The sequence below is a fragment of the Streptomyces sp. TP-A0874 genome (assembly GCF_001748085.1).
Lineage (GTDB): Bacteria > Actinomycetota > Actinomycetes > Streptomycetales > Streptomycetaceae > Streptomyces.
Map to the genome: position 1 here is coordinate 398,096 of NZ_BBZK01000003.1, position 16,793 is coordinate 414,888.

At 73.0% G+C, this 16,793-nt stretch carries 12 protein-coding genes and 1 pseudogene; 9 read left to right on the forward strand and 4 right to left on the reverse strand.

Annotated features, from left to right (window positions below):
- Positions 1-5 precede the first annotated feature (5 nt).
- From BGP73_RS01550 to BGP73_RS01560, 3 genes and pseudogenes are all read left to right on the forward strand, one after another.
- On the forward strand, positions 6-854 hold the full coding sequence (locus BGP73_RS01550) for a DegV family protein (RefSeq protein ID WP_069811459.1): 849 nt from the start codon (positions 6-8) through the stop codon (positions 852-854).
- Between the two features lie 363 nt (positions 855-1,217).
- Complete coding sequence (locus BGP73_RS21705; protein ID WP_244501043.1) at positions 1,218-2,345, forward strand: ComEA family DNA-binding protein; 1,128 nt, start codon at positions 1,218-1,220, stop codon at positions 2,343-2,345.
- Positions 2,332-4,935, forward strand: a pseudogene (locus BGP73_RS01560) (ComEC/Rec2 family competence protein); the annotation flags it as partial. The gene BGP73_RS21705 and the pseudogene BGP73_RS01560, both read left to right, overlap by 14 nt.
- 91 nt (positions 4,936-5,026) lie before the next feature.
- On the opposite strand, the gene BGP73_RS23815 reads toward BGP73_RS01560, so the two are convergent.
- The gene (locus BGP73_RS23815; protein WP_079127181.1) at positions 5,027-5,254 is read right to left on the reverse strand and encodes a hypothetical protein; all 228 of its coding nucleotides are present in this window, start codon (positions 5,252-5,254) and stop codon (positions 5,027-5,029) included.
- Positions 5,255-5,468: 214 nt separating this feature from the next.
- Between BGP73_RS23815 and holA the strand changes: the two genes are divergently transcribed.
- Positions 5,469-6,461, forward strand: coding sequence for a DNA polymerase III subunit delta (gene holA, locus BGP73_RS01565; protein WP_069811463.1), 993 nt, complete (start codon positions 5,469-5,471; stop codon positions 6,459-6,461).
- A 390-nt stretch (positions 6,462-6,851) separates the two neighbouring features.
- Here holA and rpsT read toward each other — a convergent pair whose 3' ends face one another.
- Positions 6,852-7,118, reverse strand: a complete 267-nt coding sequence (gene rpsT / locus BGP73_RS01570; RefSeq protein WP_069811465.1) for a 30S ribosomal protein S20 — start codon at positions 7,116-7,118, stop codon at positions 6,852-6,854.
- A 300-nt stretch (positions 7,119-7,418) separates the two neighbouring features.
- Between rpsT and lepA the strand changes: the two genes are divergently transcribed.
- The 3 genes from lepA (at position 7,419) to hemW (ending at position 12,719) form a co-directional block, all read left to right on the forward strand.
- A complete protein-coding gene (gene lepA, locus BGP73_RS01575) occupies positions 7,419-9,287 on the forward strand; it encodes a translation elongation factor 4 (RefSeq protein ID WP_280138117.1) in 1,869 nt (622 codons plus the stop codon).
- Between the two features lie 234 nt (positions 9,288-9,521).
- On the forward strand, positions 9,522-11,411 hold the full coding sequence (locus BGP73_RS01580; RefSeq protein WP_069811469.1) for an AMP-dependent synthetase/ligase: 1,890 nt from the start codon (positions 9,522-9,524) through the stop codon (positions 11,409-11,411).
- 81 nt (positions 11,412-11,492) lie between these two features.
- Positions 11,493-12,719 (forward strand): radical SAM family heme chaperone HemW, encoded by a 1,227-nt coding sequence (hemW, locus tag BGP73_RS01585; protein ID WP_069811470.1) that lies wholly within the window; start codon positions 11,493-11,495, stop codon positions 12,717-12,719.
- A 38-nt stretch (positions 12,720-12,757) separates the two neighbouring features.
- On the opposite strand, the gene BGP73_RS01590 is transcribed toward hemW, so the two are convergent.
- Positions 12,758-13,582 (reverse strand): DUF3097 domain-containing protein, encoded by an 825-nt coding sequence (locus BGP73_RS01590; RefSeq protein WP_069811472.1) that lies wholly within the window; start codon positions 13,580-13,582, stop codon positions 12,758-12,760.
- Between the two features lie 42 nt (positions 13,583-13,624).
- Complete coding sequence (locus tag BGP73_RS01595; RefSeq protein WP_069811474.1) at positions 13,625-14,353, reverse strand: MBL fold metallo-hydrolase; 729 nt, start codon at positions 14,351-14,353, stop codon at positions 13,625-13,627.
- Between the two features lie 273 nt (positions 14,354-14,626).
- Here BGP73_RS01595 and hrcA point away from each other — a divergent pair, with 273 nt between their 5' ends.
- Together hrcA and dnaJ are read left to right on the forward strand one after the other, a co-directional pair.
- Positions 14,627-15,643, forward strand: coding sequence for a heat-inducible transcriptional repressor HrcA (hrcA, locus tag BGP73_RS01600; RefSeq protein ID WP_069811476.1), 1,017 nt, complete (start codon positions 14,627-14,629; stop codon positions 15,641-15,643).
- Positions 15,644-16,786, forward strand: a complete 1,143-nt coding sequence (dnaJ, locus tag BGP73_RS01605; protein WP_069811478.1) for a molecular chaperone DnaJ — start codon at positions 15,644-15,646, stop codon at positions 16,784-16,786.
- The last annotated feature ends 7 nt before the right edge of the window (positions 16,787-16,793 follow it).

Consider the following 16,793-nt stretch of genomic DNA (forward strand, 5'->3'; position numbering starts at 1 on the left):
CTGCCATGGCCCGCAATGTCGCGATCATCACGGATTCCACCGCCCACCTGCCCCGGCGGGAGGTGGAGCGACACCGCATCACCGTGGTGCCGTTGACCGTGGTGCTGGGCGGCCGGGCGCTGGAGGAGGGCACCGAGGTGTCGGCGCGTTCGGTCGCCGAAGCGCTGCGGAGCCGTAGCCCGGTGACGACCTCCCGGCCGAGCCCGGAGACGTTCGCGGCGGCCTACCGGGCGGCGGCGGACGCCGGCGCGGCCGGGGTCGTGTCGCTGCACCTGTCCGCCGAGATGTCCGGCACCTGTGACGCGGCGGTCCTCGCGGCCCGGGAGGCCCCGGTTCCGGTGCGGGTGGTGGATACCGGCATGATCGCGATGGCGCTGGGCTTCAGCGCGCTGGCCGCGGCGGAGACGGCGGAGGCGGGAGCCGGCCTGGATGAGACGGTGGCCGTGGCGGAGCGGCGAGCGGCCTCGGCCGCGGCGTACTTCTACGTCGACACCCTCGACTACCTGCGGCGCGGCGGCCGCATCGGGACCACCCAGGCCCTGCTCGGCTCGGCGCTGGCGGTGAAGCCCCTGCTCCACCTGGCCGACGGCCGGATCGAGTTGCTGGAGAAGGTCCGAACCGCTTCGAAGGCCATCGCGCGGCTGGAGGACCTGGCGGTGGCCCGGGCGGGCACCCGGCCGGTGGATGTCGCGGTACACCATCTGGCCGCGGAGGAGCGTGCGGAGCGACTCGCCGAACGGTTGCGGGAGCGGTTGCCGGGGCTGGTGGACCTCCATGTCAGCGAGGTGGGCGCGGTGATCGGCGCGCACACCGGGCCGGGGCTCCTCGGGGTGGCGCTGTCTCCGCGGGAGTGAGCGCCGCGGTCGGGTGCGTTCCGTAGCGGGGAGGGTGTCACTGCGGGGTGGGGGCCGCGGCGGGCCTGTCATGGCCGCCGACGCTCCCCTCGGGGCAGCCGTTCCGTTCCCCGGCGGTGCCGGAGGCTTCCCTTCGAGTGAGCGAGTTATCCACAACTCCGGGGTATTCCACCGGAATCACGGCTCCCCGACGGCCAAGCCAGGAGAGAGCTACGGTCGCTCTCCATGGGCAGGAGATCACGCACTGTAGTTGTGGCGGCCAGTGGTCCGGGGCGAGCGCCCGGGACCGATGGGCGTTCCCGGCACCGGCGCGGCCGGTGGAGCCGGAGGCCGGGGCCGGGCGTCGGCAGGGTTCGGCTGGCGATGCCCGAACGAGCCGCAGGGGCCGGGGCGTTGTCAGCGGCTCCGACCGACCCACTGCGCCCACGCCTGGAGGCGCTCTTCGTGACCGCTTCGGCCCCCGTCTTCCACTCCGGGGGAGCGGGGGACCCGGTATGGGCGCCGAACCCGCCCGGCTCGGCCGCAGCCGCCGCACCGGTCGGCGACCGAAGGGGGAGGCGCGCGGCACGACCCGGCCCGGGCGGCCCGGTGGTCGTCGAGCCGGTGGCGGCCCTGGGTGCTGCGGACAGCGGCCGTGTGCGGCACAGCGAGGACAGAGCCGACGGTGAGGGCCGCGGCCGGGACGAGGACACCGGTCAACCCCGGATCGACGAGGAGGGCGGCGGCGACCCGGACGCCGGCGTGGCGGACGGCCAGGCCACCGGGCTGCCCTGGCGCACTCGCGTCCGGCTGGCGGTCGGCGAGCGGATGCCGCTCTGGGTGCAGTCGCGTTGCGGACTGGAACTCAGGAAACTCGCCGCGCTGACGATCGTGTTGTTCGCTGCCGGAGGCTTCGCCGCCTACCACTTCTGGTCCGGCAGACCCGAGACCGTCCGCGCACCGGCCGCCGAGCCCGCCGCTGCCGCGCTCGCCCGGGCGGGGCAGCCCACCCCGCACGCCTCGGCGGCCGGCGGTCTCCCAGCAGGAGCGGAACCGTCCGGCGGGAGCGGAGCCACCATCGTGGTGGACGTGGCGGGCGAGGTCCGGCACCCAGGAATCCACCGGCTGCCGGCCGGCGCCCGGGTGGCGGACGCCCTCAAGGCAGCCGGCGGCGTCCGGCCCGGCACGGAGACCGACGCGTTGAACCGGGCACGTCTGCTGGCGGACGGAGAGCAGCTCCTGGTCGGCGACTCGACGGCGGCCCCCGCTCCCGGTACGGAGGCGGGGGCCGGGAGCGGGCCGGGTGCGGCGGCACCCGCCGGTCCCATCAGCCTCAACAGCGCCACGCTGGAACAGCTCGTCACCCTTCCCGGGGTCGGCCCGGTACTCGGGCAGCACATCATCGACCACCGCGAGCAGCACGGCGGTTTCAGCTCCGTCGAGGAACTGCGCGAGGTGAACGGCATCGGTGACAAGCGCTTCGCCGACCTCCGGCCCCTTGTCCAGCCCTGAGGGTGTCCGCACCGGACCGGTCGCGCGGACGGGACCGGTCCGGACGGCGGAGCCGCCGGTCGACCGTGAGGAGTCGGGGCGGACGGACCTGCGGTTGGTCGCCCCGGCCCTCGCCGCCTGGGCCGCCGCGGCCCTCGCGCTGGGCGCGCCGGCGCGTTGGGCGCTGCTCGGGGTGGGCCTCTGCGGCCTGGCCGCCTCGACGCTCCTTCTGTTCGCCCTGCGCCCGGCACTGCTCCGGAGGTCCGCCGCCCCGAGTGTCGAGAGTGCTCCAGCGCAGCGTCCGGGCCGGTCCGCCGCACGGTTCGGCCTTCCGGTGACGATCGCGGCGAGCGCGCTCTGCGCCGCCATGGCCGGCGGGGTGGCGGCCCTGCACACCGCCGAACTGCGCCGGGGCCCGTTGCCGGAGCTTGCCGAGCGGTACGCGCGGACCACGGTGGAGGCGGCCGTGACCGGTGATCCCCGGCTCAGCCGCCCACGGGTGAGCGGAGCCCACGAGCGGCCGCCGGCGGTCCTCATCGAGGCCGAGGCGGTACGGATCGCACCCACCGACGGGCCGGCCAGCGAACTCCGCACACCACTGCTGGTCATCGTCGAGGACAGCGCCAGGACCTCTCCGGCCTCTCCCGGCCGGGCCGGGGAGCCCGCCCGTGCGGGCGCACCACGCGATCCCTGGCTGGGGCTCCTGCCCTCCACCCGGCTACGGCTGACCGGACGGCTGGCGCCGCCGGAGCACCGCGGCGCGGAGATCGCGGCGGTGCTCCGGGTGTCCGGGGCAGCACCACCGGAGGTGGTCCGCGGGCCGAGTGCCGTGCAGCGCGCCGCAGGGAGGCTCCGGGCCGGCCTCCGGGAGGCCTCCACCGGGCTCTCTCCGGACGCCCGGGCGCTGCTGCCCGGTCTGGTGGTCGGAGACACCTCGCAGGTCTCCGCCGAACTCGAGGAAGTGTTCCGGGCCACCGACCTCACCCATCTGCTCTCGGTCTCCGGAGCCAACCTCACCATCGTGATCGTGCTGCTGGTCGGTCCGCCCCATCTCGCCGGCCGGGCCGAGCGGCGCGGCATCGCCCCCCGTCTCGGCATCCCGCTGCGCTCCACCGCGGTGCTCGCCGGCGCCCTCACCCTCGCCTTCGTCGTGGTCTGCCGTCCGGAACCGAGCGTGCTGCGCGCCGCGGCCTGCGGGGCGCTGGCCCTGCTCGCCATCGCCACCGGCCGGCGTAGATCGCTGCTCCCGGCGCTCGCCGCCGCGGTGCTGCTGCTGGTGCTCTACGACCCCGGGCTGGCCCGCTCCTACGGCTTCCTGCTCTCGGTGCTGGCCACCGGGGCGTTGCTGACGATCGCTCCGGGATGGAGCCGAGCACTCGCCCGCCGGGGCGTACCGGAGCGGATGGCCGAGGTCCTGGCGGCCGCCGCCGCGGCCCAAGCCGTCTGCGGCCCGGTGATCGCGGTGCTGGCGGGGCAGGTCAGCCTGGTCGCGGTGCCCTGCAACCTGCTCGCGGAGCTAGCCGTGGCGCCGGCCACGGTGCTGGGCTTCGCCACCCTGGCGGTGGCCCCGCTCGCAGCCTCCCCGGCCCGGGGACTGGCGTGGTTGGCCGGCTGGCCGACCGAGTGGATCGCGGCCATCGCCCGTACCGGAGCAGGGCTGCCCGGTGCGGTGGTGGACTGGCCCGGTGGGTTGGCCGGCGGGCTGCTACTGGCCGCGGTGACAGTCGCCCTCGTGCTCCTAGGAGCCGGGATCGCCCGCCGTCCCTGGCTCTGTGCGGCGACCGCGCTGCTGCTGGTGTCGGTGGTCCTACGCCCCACCCCGCTTCCCGGGTTCGTCACCGGATGGCCGCCGCCCGGATGGCGGATGGCCGTGTGCCAGGTGGGGCAGGGTGACGCCCTGGTGCTCTCCGCCGGTAACGGCCAGGCCGTGGTCGTGGACGCCGGCCCGTCCGGCAGACTGGTCGACCGCTGCCTCCGGAGGTTGGGCGTGGCCCGGATCCCGCTGGTCGTGCTGACCCACTTCCACGCGGACCACGTGGGCGGGCTGTCCGGGGTCCTTCGGGGAAGGGCCGTCGGCGCGATCGAGACGACGACCCTCGACGATCCACCGGCGCAGGCCGCTTACGTCCGGCGGATCGCGAACCGGGCGCGGGTCCCCGTCCTGCGCACCGCACCCGGTGAACGGAGCCTCGGCCCGCTCCGCTGGCAGGTGCTGTGGCCACCGGCCGGGTCCGACCGGGGACCCGCCGGCGACGGTGCCAACAACGCCAGCGTCACCCTGCTGGTCCGCACCGCCGGAATCACCCTGTTGCTCCTCGGTGACCTCGAACCGCCCTCCCAGCGTGCGCTCTTGACGGCCCATCCGGAGTTGCCCGAGGTGGACGTGCTCAAGGTCGCCCACCACGGTTCTCGGTTCCAGGACCCGGCGCTGCTACGCCGCACCCGGCCGCGGCTGGCCCTGATCTCCTGCGGGGAGAACCCATACGGCCACCCGGCACCCCGGACGCTCGGCGCGCTGCGGGCCGCCGGCGCCGTGGTGCTGCGGACGGACACCGACGGGGGCATCGCGGTGACCGCCCGGGACGGTGAACTCGCGGCCGTGGTGGAGGACGGCGGAGGGCACGGTGTCGGAGCGGACGCCAGTCGGGCCGTCACGACCCCGGACGCGAAGGCCGGACGCCCGGCGCTGGCCTCCCACCCGATCAGCCGGCCTCCCACCAGCCCTCGTACTCGGCGGCGAAACCGTCCAGCCGCTCCGGGGTCCACTGCCCGGCAGGGTCGTCGAGGACCAGGAGCCACTGTGCGTCCTCGGCGTCGTCCTCACCGGCCAGCGTCTCCCGGACGAGCTCGGGTTCCTCCGGGAGGGCGAAGCGCTGCACGGCCTCTTCGGCCGCGGCCTCGGCCGCCTCGCGGTCGGGGAAGACCAGCAGGTGCCGCGCCGGTGCCGCGTCGACGCCCCGGTCGGCTCTGCCGGGGCGGGGCCGGGCCTCAGAGAGGGGGACGGAGGCGTCGGTGGTCGGGTCGGCGGTCCGGGGCGGCCGGGGATGCGTCGCGCTCATGTGCCCATTGTGCGGCGGCCGGTGGTCGGGTCGCGGAGCGGCTCCGCGGGCCGGCTGTCGGAGCAGCGTGGGATGCTTGACCGCGATGGCCAGGAAGACGACGACCGATGACCCTCTCGCCCCGGTGACGCTCGCCGTGGGCCAGGAGGAGTTGCTGCTCGACCGCGCGGTCCGGCAGGTGATCGAGGCGGCCCGGGCCGCCGACCCCGACACGGACGTACGGGACCTCACCCCCGACGCGCTGCACCCCGGCACCCTCGCGGAGCTGACCAGCCCCTCGCTCTTCGCCGAGCGCAAGGTCGTCGTCGTCCGGAACTCCCAGGACCTTGCCGCGGAGACCGTCAAGGACGTCAAGGCCTACCTCGCCGAGCCTGCTGAAGAGATCACCCTCGTGCTGCTGCACGCCGGGCAGGCCAGGGGGAAAGGCCTGCTCGACGCCGCGCGCAAGGCCGGGGCCCGGGAGGTCGCCTGCCCCAAGATGACCAAACCCGCGGACCGGCTCTCCTTCGTGCGGTCCGAGTTCCGCGCGGCCGGCCGCTCCGCGACCCCGGAGGCCTGCCAGGCGCTGGTCGACGCCGTCGGAAGCGACCTGCGGGAGCTGGCCGGCGCCTGTTCCCAACTCACCGCCGATGTCGACGGCACCATCGACGAGGTGGTGGTGGCCCGTTACTACACGGGCCGGGCCGAGGCCTCCAGCTTCACCGTGGCCGACCGGGCGGTGGAGGGCAGGGCGGCCGACGCGTTGGAGGCGCTGCGCTGGGCGCTGTCCACCGGGGTGCCGCCGGTTCTGGTCACCAGCGCTCTCGCCCAGGGGGTGCGGGCCATCGGCAAGCTGGCCTCCGCCCCGCCGGGCCTGCGCGCCGGGGATCTCGCCCGCGAGCTGGGGATGCCGCCCTGGAAGGTCGACCGGGTCCGCCAGCAGATGCGCGGCTGGTCGGCGGACGGTGTGGCGGTCGCGCTGCGTGCCGTCGCGGAGGCGGACGGCGCGGTCAAGGGCGGCGGCGACGACCCGGGCTATGCCCTGGAGAAGGCGGTCGTCGCGGTGGCCCGCGCGGCCCGGCCCAGCCAGCGCCGGTAGCCCGCCTCCTTCCTCGGGCAGGCCGGGACTCCCCGCCAGTTCCTCGGGCAGGCCGGGACTCCCCGCCAGCCGCGGGGAGCCGGGGCGATGGCCCACGGCCGTCCCCAGAAGTCGCGGGGCCCACGGAGCCGCGGTCTCCGTCAGGAGTCCAAAGCCGGGGAAAACGCCAAGGGCCCGGTGGCGGTCTCGGCAAAGACCGCCACCGGGCCCGTGGGCCGTACGAGTGGGGTGCGCCGCACCCGCGTGGCGAACGCAGGCCGCGTGCGGCGCTGAGGGTAGCGAGTGCTACCGGTGCCGGTCGGGGCGGCTGAGAGGGGGCCGCTGGGTCCGGACCGGCGGGATCGGGGCCGGAGCCCCACGGGCTGCGTCAGCCCGCCTCCGAGAGCTGGATCAGCCCTGGAGGGTGGAGACCCGCTTGGCCAGCGCCGCCTTCTTGTTGGCGGCGGAGTTCTTGTGGATCACGCCCTTGCTGGCGGCCTTGTCGAGCTTCTTGGTCGCCTCGCGGGCGGCTTCGGTGGCCTTGTCGAGGTCACCGCTGGCCACGGCCTCACGGGTCTTGCGGATCGAGGTGCGGATCGAGGACTTGACGGCCTTGTTGCGCTGGCGCGCCTTCTCGTTCGTCTTGTTCCGCTTGATCTGGGACTTGATGTTCGCCACGAAAAAGCCTTTGCGAGTTCGTCGGATCTTCGTCGGATCTGTGGTGAGACCCCGGTCGGGGCCCGCTCGGGCCCTGGTTTGGATCCTCGGTCGGATCCGTGTTGGATCGGTCGGGACCCTGGCTGTGCCCGCGTGGCGAAAAGCGCACGAGGCACAGTGCTCCACGCTATCAGCAGGCTCGACGGCCTCCCAAACCAGACCCGAGGCCCCGGTCATGGGACGATATGGGGTGGGGACTGCCAACGGTTCCCGCCCAAGACCCGCCCCGACCGAGCCGCGTCATCACCGAATGGACCCTGCGTGCCCGCGACCCCTACCAATGTGCCGGAACCGAGCCGTACCGATCCGGCGCTGCTCCGTAACTTCTGCATCATCGCGCACATCGACCACGGCAAGTCGACGCTCGCTGACCGGATGCTCCAGATCACCGGCGTGGTCGAGCAGCGACAGATGCGCGCTCAGTACCTCGACCGGATGGACATCGAGCGCGAGCGCGGCATCACCATCAAGTCCCAGGCCGTCCGGCTGCCCTGGGCACCCACGGTGGGCGAGGGCGAGGGGAAGACCCATGTCCTCAACATGATCGACACCCCGGGGCACGTGGACTTCACCTACGAGGTCTCCCGCTCCCTGGCCGCCTGCGAGGGCTGCATCCTGCTGGTGGACGCCGCCCAGGGGATCGAGGCGCAGACCCTCGCCAACCTCTACCTGGCGATGGAGCACGACCTCACGATCATCCCGGTGCTCAACAAGATCGACCTGCCGGCCGCCCAGCCGGAGAAGTTCGCCGCCGAGCTGGCGCACCTCATCGGGTGCGACCCCGGAGACGTGCTCAAGGTCTCGGCGAAGACCGGGGAGGGCGTCGAGGAACTGCTGAACAAGGTCGTCGCGGAGGTGCCCGCGCCGGTCGGGGAGGCGAACGGCCCCGCCCGAGCGATGATCTTCGACTCGGTCTACGACGCCTACCGCGGTGTGGTGACGTACGTGAAGGTCGTCGACGGTGCGCTCGGCAAGCGCGAACGCATCCGGATGATGTCCACCGGGGCCACCCACGAACTCCTGGAGATCGGTGTCTCCTCACCCGAGATGACCCCCTCCGACGGGCTGGCCGCCGGGGAGGTGGGATATCTGATCACCGGTGTGAAGGACGTCCGCCAGTCCAAGGTCGGCGACACGGTGACCCTCCTCAACAAGGGCGCCGAGGAGCCGCTGGGTGGCTACAAGGACCCCAAGCCGATGGTGTTCTCCGGCCTCTACCCGATGGACGGCTCGGACTACTCCGAGCTGCGGGAGGCCCTCGACAAGCTGCAGTTGAACGACGCCGCCCTGGTCTACGAGCCGGAGACCTCCGCGGCCCTCGGCTTCGGCTTCCGGGTCGGCTTCCTCGGTCTGCTGCACCTGGAGGTGATCCGGGAGCGTCTGGAACGGGAGTCCGGCCTCGACCTGATCGCCACCGCGCCCAACGTCGTCTACCGGGTGGACATGGAGGACGGCACCGAGCACATCGTCACCAACCCCAGCGAGTTCCCCACCGGCAAGATCGCGACCGTCCACGAACCGGTGGTCCGGGCGACGGTGCTGGCGCCCAGCGAGTTCATCGGCGCGATCATGGAACTCTGCCAGAACCGCCGCGGCAGCCTGCTCGGGATGGACTACCTCTCCGAGGACCGGGTGGAACTGCGCTACACGCTGCCGCTCGCCGAGATCGTCTTCGACTTCTTCGACCAGCTGAAGTCCAAGACCCGCGGCTACGCCTCGCTCGACTACGAGCCCACCGGTGAGCAGGAGGCCGATCTGGTCAAGGTCGACATCCTGCTGCACGGAGACAAGGTGGACGCCTTCTCCGCCATCACGCACAAGGAGAAGGCGTACGCCTACGGGGTGCGGCTGGTCTCGAAGCTGCGGGAGCTCATTCCGCGGCAGAACTTCGAGGTGCCGATCCAGGCGGCCATCGGTTCCCGGGTCATCGCCCGGGAGACGGTGCGGGCGATCCGCAAGGACGTCCTGGCGAAGTGCTACGGCGGCGACATCTCCCGGAAGCGGAAGCTGCTGGAGCGGCAGAAGGAAGGCAAGAAGCGGATGAAGATGGTGGGCAACGTGGAGGTACCGCAGGAGGCCTTCATCGCCGTGCTCTCCACCGACTCCGCGGAGGCCAAGGGAAAGAAGTAGCCCTCGGGGCCGGGGCGGCGGCCGGCTTCACCGGCCGCCCCGGCCGCCGGACGGCGGTGAGCACGTCGGGGACGGGGCGCGGTCTCTTCGGCAGTCGATCAGATGACCTGAACCCCTTACAAACCGGCCGAACGCCATCTACCCTGTGCGTGCTCGAAGGTTACTCGCTAGTTTAGAAAGTTCCCGTCACAGCACTGTCCCGTCACAGCACTGTCGCGGGCCACGGAGGATGACGTGAGCGACACGCAGACGTTGATCGAGAACAGGCCGCCCTCCGTGGCGACGCTCTTCGTGGAGCGGGTGGACGCCACCCCCGACCGGGAGGCGTACCGCTACCCGGTGCCTCCGGCCTCCGGTGAGGGGCCCGACGACTGGCGCTCGCTGACCTGGTCCCAGGCCGCGGAGCGCGTCTACGCGCTCGCCGCGGGCCTCATCCGGCTCGGGGTCGAGCCGGAGCAGCGGGTGGCCATCGCCTCCAGCACCCGGCTGGAGTGGATCCTCGCCGACTTCGGCATCCTCTGTGCCGGTGCCGCGACCACCACCGTCTACCCCAGCACCAACACCGAGGAGACCGCCTACATCCTCGCCGACTCGCAGAGCCGGGTGCTCTTCGCGGAGGACGCGGAGCAGTTGGCCAAGGTGCGCGAGCGCCGGTCCGAACTCCCGGACCTGGCCCACGTGGTGCTGGTCGAGGAGGGCGACGCGGTGCCGGCCGAGGGCGACCCCGAGGGCTGGGTGCTCTCCCTGGCGGAGCTGGAGCGGCGGGGCCGGGCCCGGCTGGCGGAGGAGCCGGAGCTGGTCCGCGAGCGGGTCGCCGCGATCACCGCGGACCAGCTGGCCACGCTGATCTACACCTCGGGCACCACGGGCAGGCCCAAGGGGGTGCGGCTCCCCCACGACTGCTGGTCCTACATGGCCCGCGCCATCCCGGCCACCGGTCTGGTCACCGCCGAGGACGTGCAGTACCTCTGGCTCCCACTGGCGCACGTCTTCGGGAAGGTGCTCACCGCCGGACAGGTCGGGGCCGGGCACATCACCGCCGTCGACGGCCGGATCGACCGGATCATCCAGAACCTGCCGGTGGTCCGGCCGACCTACATGGCCGCGGTGCCCCGGATCTTCGAGAAGGTCTACAACGGCGTCGCCGGCAAGGCCCGGGAGGGCGGCGCGGCGAAGTACCGGATCTTCCAGTGGGCCGCCGGCGTGGCTCGCGAGTACGCCAGGCAGGCGCAGGAGAACTTTCGCCGCACCGGCCGGTGGCGCGCCTCCTTCGGCCTCACGGCGAAGCACGCCGTCGCCGACAAGCTGGTCTACGCCAAGCTCCGGGAAGCCTTCGGCGGCCGGCTCCGGGCCGCCGTCTCCGGCTCCGCGGCGCTCGCCCCGGACATCGGCTTCTTCTTCTCCGGCGCCGGCATCCACATCCTGGAGGGCTACGGCCTCACCGAGTCCAGCGCGGCCAGCTTCGTCAACCCGGGTGAGGCGTACCGCACCGGCACCGTCGGCAAGCCGCTGCCCGGCACCGAGGTGCGGATCGCCGACGACGGCGAGATCCTGCTGCGCGGCCCCGGCATCATGGAGGGCTACCACGGCCTGCCGGAGAAGACCGCCGAGGTACTCGAGGCCGACGGCTGGTTCCACACCGGCGACATCGGCGAGCTGTCCTCGGACGGCTACCTGCGGATCACCGACCGCAAGAAGGACCTGATCAAGACCTCGGGCGGCAAGTACATCGCGCCCGCCGAGGCCGAGAGCCAGTTCAAGGCCATCTGCCCGTTCGCCTCCAACATCCTGGTGCACGGCGCCGACCGCAACTTCTGCACCGCGCTGATCTCCCTCGACGAGCCCACCATCATGGGCTGGGCGGCGGAGAAGGGCGTCCCCGGCGACAGCTACGCCGAGGTCGTTGCCAGCAAGGAGGTCGAGCAGCTCGTCGACGGCTACGTACAGCGGTTGAACGAGGGCCTGCAGCGCTGGCAGACGATCAAGAAGTTCCGCATCCTCCCCCGGGACCTGGACATCGAACACGGCGAGCTGACCCCGAGCCTCAAGCTCAAGCGGCCGGTCGTCGAGCGCCAGTACGCCGACCTCATCGAGGAGATGTACAGCGGGGCGCGGGAGGCCTGAGACCGCCGCAGCCGGCCGTCCCCGCACCGAAACGGAGGGCGGCCGGTCCGGAGCGCTCGGCCGATGCCTGACAATGGGGGTATGCCCTCAGCCCTCCCCGACGGGGAACCCGTGCCCGCGGACGGAGCGCTGCCCGGCCAGGCGCTGGGCGGCGACCGGCCGCTCGGCTTCTATCTGCACGTGCCCTACTGCGCGTCGCGGTGCGGCTACTGCGACTTCAACACCTACACCGCGAGCGAGCTGCGCGGCTCCGGTGGGGTGCTCGCCTCCCGGGAGAACTACGCGGAGACGCTGCTGGAGGAGGTGCGGCTGGCGCGGAAGGTGCTGGGGGACGACCCGCGCCCCGTCGAGACGGTCTTCTTCGGCGGCGGGACGCCCACCCTGCTGCCCGCCGACGACCTGGTGCGGGTGCTCGACGGCGTTCGGGCGGAGTTCGGCCTGGCCGACGGCGCTGAGATCACCACCGAGGCGAACCCGGAGTCGGTCGACCCCGGGTATCTGGCCCGGCTGCGGGAAGGCGGCATCAACCGGATCTCCTTCGGCATGCAGAGCGCCCGCCGCCACGTGCTGCGGGTGCTGGAGCGCAGCCACACCCCCGGGCGGCCGGAGGCCTGTGTGAGCGAGGCGCGCGCCGCCGGCTTCGAACAGGTCAACCTCGATCTCATCTACGGGACGCCGGGGGAGAGCGACGAGGACTGGCACGCCTCGCTGGACGCGGCGATCGGCGCGGGCCCGGACCACGTGTCGGCCTACGCGCTCATCGTGGAGGAGGGCACCGGCCTGGCGCGGCGCATCCGGCGCGGCGAGATACCGATGACCGACGACGATGTGCACGCCGACCGCTACCTGATCGCCGAGGAGCGGCTGACGGCCGCCGGTTTCCACTGGTACGAGGTGTCCAACTGGGCGAGCAGCGAGGCCGGCCGCTGCCGCCACAACGAGCTGTACTGGCGCGGCGCCGACTGGTGGGGCGCTGGGCCGGGCGCACACAGCCACGTCGGCGGGGTGCGGTGGTGGAACGTGAAGCATCCGGCGGCCTACGCGCAGGCGCTCGCCGAGGGGCGCTCACCCGGGGCCGGACGCGAGGTGCTCGGCGTGGAGGACCGCCGGGTGGAACGGATCCTGCTCGAACTGCGGCTGGCCGAGGGCTGCCCGCTCGGCTTGCTGGAGCCCGCGGGCGCGCGGGCCGCCGCCCGGGCGTTGGCCGACGGCCTCCTCCAGGCCGAGCCGTACCGGGCGGGCCGGGCGGTGCTCACCCTCCGAGGCCGACTGCTGGCCGACGCGGTGGTGCGCGACCTCGTGGACTGAGCCGGGCGAGCCGGGCAGGCCGGAGCGGGGACCCGCCCTCAGGCGGTCACATGGTCGATGAGCTGCTCGACCCGGCCCAGCAGCTCCGGTTCGAGGTCCCGGTAGGAGTGCACGGAGGCGAGGATCCGCTGCCAGGCGGCCCCGGTGTTCTCCGGCCAGCCGAGCGCCCGGCAGACCCCCGCCTTCCAGTCCTGGCCGCGGGGCACCGACGGCCAGCCGGGGATGCCGACCGACGCGGGTTTCACCGCCTGCCAGACGTCCACGTAGGGGTGGCCGACGACCAGTACGTGCTCATCGCTGACGGCGGCGGCGATCCTGGACTCCTTGGAGCCGGGCACCAGGTGGTCGAGCAGGATGCCCAGCGGGGCGTCCCGGTCCGGGCCGAACTCCGCCACGATCCGCGGGAGCTCGTCCGCCCCGTCCAGAGCCTCCACCACCACGCCCTCGATGCGCAGGTCGTCACCCCACACCCGCTCCACCAGCTCCGCGTCGTGGCGGCCCTCGACGTAGATCCGGCCCGCCCGGGCCACCCGTGCCCGGGTGCCGGGCACCGCGATCGACCCCGAGGCGGTGCGCGCCGGGGGCGCCGCCCCGGGCGCGGTCGGGCGTGGCGGCACCAGGGTCACCACTCTGCCTTCCAGCAGGAAACCGCCGGGCTCCAGCGGGAAGACCCGGTGCCGTCCGAAGCGGTCCTCCAGGGTGACCGTCGGGCCCTGGGCGGTCTTCTCACAGCGGACCACCGCCCCGCAGAAACCGGTGCCGGCCTCCTCTACGACCAGCTCGGCGTCGGCGGGCACCTCGGGGACGGGCCGGCGCTTCTTCCACGGCGGTGTGAGGTCGGGTCCGTACTCTCTGCTGCGCATCCCGAAGAGGATAACGAGCCGGCGTCCGTTCGCCGGCGGTGGTCAGGACGCGCCGAACCGGCGGGCGAGCCGGGCCCGTTGGGAGCGGACGAAACCGGCGTCGACCACCGCTCCGTGCCCCGGCACGTACAGCGCCTCCTCGCCCGCCAGGGCGAGCAGCCGGTCGAGCGCGGCCGGCCAGCGGCTCGGCACGGCGTCCGGCCCGGCCTGCGGCTCGCCGGACTCCTCGACCAGGTCGCCGCAGAAGACGACCGGGGGCGTGCCGGGCACCAATACCACCAGGTCATGAGCGGTGTGACCGGGGCCGATGTTGGCGAGCACGGCCTCCCGGCCGCCGCCCAGGTCGAGGGTGACCGCGCCGGAGACCGGGTGCCGTGGCGGGCGCAGCAGCCGCGCCGCCTCCTCGGCCGCCTCGGGGGCGAGGCCGTGCCGCACCGCGTCGGCCACCAGCTCCCGGCGGCCGTCCACGGTGAAGCCGACCGCGCCGTAGCTCTCCGCCTCCGGGAACGCGGCGGCACCCAGCACGTGGTCGAAGTGCGGATGGGTGAGTGCGAGGTGGGTGACCGAACTCGGGGCGGGGAGTCCGTCGAGCAGTTCCTGGGCCCCGGCGCGCAGCGAGCGGCCCTCGGCGAGGGTGGCCCCGGCGTCCACCAGGAGGGCGGCCGAGGGGCCGTGGACCAGCCCCGCGGTGGCGTCCCAGCGCGGCAGCCGACGACGTGCCACTCCCGGAGCCAACCGCTCCCAGCCGCTCTCTTCCGCACGGAGGTCCATGGGGCGAGACTAGGGGCTGTCCCGCCGGCGTCGCGGGACGGTCCCGGGGTGGCCAGGTGATCCGGCCGGGAGTAGGAAGGACGCCGGGGTCGGTTGGGGCACGGGGTCGTCCGAGATCCCGGCGGCCGGTCACCGCAGGCCGCGTCGGCGGCGCGGCACTGACCGACCACCCTTTCCCATGACACGGTTCTCAGCCGTACACTTGGCCGGGAACATCTGGCACTCGGTCATGATGAGTGCCAGGGGGATACGAGGACAGCCGGAGGTGGTGCGGTGCTGAGCGAACGTAGGCTCCAAGTGCTGCGCGCCATCGTCCAGGACTACGTGGGCACCGAGGAACCGGTCGGCTCCAAGGCGCTCACCGAACGGCACAGCCTCGGCGTCTCACCGGCCACGGTCCGCAACGACATGGCCGTCCTGGAGGAGGAGGGGTTCATCGCCCAGCCCCACACCAGCGCCGGGCGGATCCCGACCGACAAGGGCTACCGGCTCTTCGTCGACAAGCTGGCCGACATCAAGCCGCTGTCGGCCCCGGAGCGCCGGGCCATCCAGAACTTCCTGGAGGGCGCGGTCGACCTGGACGACGTGGTGGGGCGGACGGTGCGGCTGCTGGCGCAGCTGACGCGGCAGGTGGCGGTGGTGCAGTACCCGTCGCTCACCCGCTCGACGGTGCGCCACGCGGAGCTGCTCTCGCTCTCCCCGGCCCGCCTGATGCTGGTGCTGATCACCGACACCGGACGGGTCGAACAGCGGGTCGTCGACTGCCCCTCGCCGGTCGGCGAGGCCATGCTGGCCGACCTGCGGGCCCGGCTGAACAGCCGGATCGTCGGACGCCGGTTCGCCGACGTGCCCCGGCTGGTGCAGGACCTCCCCGAGGCCTTCGAGGCCGAGGACCGGAGCACCGTCTCGACGGTCCTGGCCACGCTGCTGGAGACCCTGGTGGAGGAGACCGAGGAACGGCTGATAATCGGTGGCACCTCGAATCTCACCCGTTTCGGCCAGGACTTCCCGCTGTTGATCCGGCCGGTGCTGGAGGCGCTGGAGGAGCAGGTGGTGCTGCTGAGACTGCTCGGTGAGGCCAAGGACTCCGGCATGACCGTCCGGATCGGGCACGAGAACGCCCACGAGGGACTGGCGTCCACCTCGGTCGTCGCGGTCGGCTACGGTTCGGGCGACGAGGCGGTCGCAAAACTCGGCGTGGTCGGACCGACCCGCATGGACTACCCCGGAACGATGGGAGCGGTACGCGCAGTGGCACGTTACGTCGGACAGATCCTCGCGGAGTCGTAGGTGGCCACGGACTACTACGCCGTACTCGGCGTGCGCCGAGACGCTGGACAGGACGAGATCAAGAAGGCATTCCGCCGACTCGCCCGTGAGCTGCACCCGGACGTCAACCCGGACCCGAAGACCCAGGAGCGGTTCAAGGAGATCAACGCCGCCTACGAGGTGCTGTCGGACCCGCAGAAGAAGCAGGTCTACGACCTCGGCGGGGACCCGCTCTCCGGCTCGGGAGGCGGTGGCGGTGCCGGGGCCGGAGGCTTCGGGGCGGGCTTCGGCAACTTCTCGGACATCATGGACGCCTTCTTCGGCAACGCCTCGCAGCGTGGGCCGAGGTCGCGCACCCGGCGCGGGCAGGACGCGATGATCCGGCTCGACATCGAACTGGACGAGGCCGCCTTCGGCACCACGAAGGACATCCAGGTCGACACCGCTATCGTCTGCACGACCTGCAGCGGTGAGGGCGCGGCGCCGGGGACGTCGGCGCAGACCTGTGACATGTGCCGCGGTCGGGGCGAGGTCTCCCAGGTGACCCGCTCCTTCCTGGGGCAGGTCATGACCTCCCGGCCGTGCCCGCAGTGCCAGGGCTTCGGCACGGTGGTCCCGACCCCCTGCCCGGAGTGCGCCGGGGACGGCCGGGTCCGCTCCCGCCGGACGCTGACGGTCAAGATCCCGGCCGGGGTGGACAACGGAACCCGGATCCAGCTCGCCGGAGAGGGCGAGGTCGGCCCCGGCGGTGGACCGGCCGGCGACCTCTACGTCGAGATCAACGAACTGCCGCACTCGGTCTTCCAGCGGCGCGGGGACGATCTGCACTGCACGGTGACCATCCCGATGACGGCCGCCGCGCTCGGCACCCAGTGTCCGCTGGAGACGCTCGACGGCCTCCAGCAGGTCGACATCCGGCCGGGCACCCAGTCCGGCCAGTCGATCCCGCTGCACCAGCGGGGGGTGACCCATCTCCGCGGTGGCGGCCGGGGCGACCTGATCGTGCACGTCGAGGTGCAGACCCCGAGCAAGCTCGATCCGCAACAGGAGGAGCTGCTCCGCCAGTTGGCCAAGATGCGGGGCGAGGAGCGGCCGGCCGGCCACTTCCAGCCCGGCCAGCAGGGGCTCTTCTCCCGGCTGAAGGACGCCTTCAACGGGCGGTGAGCGGTGC

Coding starts and splice junctions, on each gene's coding strand:
- BGP73_RS01550 (WP_069811459.1), top strand. CDS start 6: ATGGCCCGCAATGTCGCGATCATCACGGATTCCACCGCCCACCTGCCC.
- BGP73_RS21705 (WP_244501043.1), top strand. CDS start 1,218: ATGCCCGAACGAGCCGCAGGGGCCGGGGCGTTGTCAGCGGCTCCGACC.
- holA (WP_069811463.1), top strand. CDS start 5,469: ATGGCCAGGAAGACGACGACCGATGACCCTCTCGCCCCGGTGACGCTC.
- hemW (WP_069811470.1), top strand. CDS start 11,493: ATGCCCTCAGCCCTCCCCGACGGGGAACCCGTGCCCGCGGACGGAGCG.
- BGP73_RS01590 (WP_069811472.1), bottom strand. CDS start 13,582: ATGCGCAGCAGAGAGTACGGACCCGACCTCACACCGCCGTGGAAGAAG.
- BGP73_RS01595 (WP_069811474.1), bottom strand. CDS start 14,353: ATGGACCTCCGTGCGGAAGAGAGCGGCTGGGAGCGGTTGGCTCCGGGA.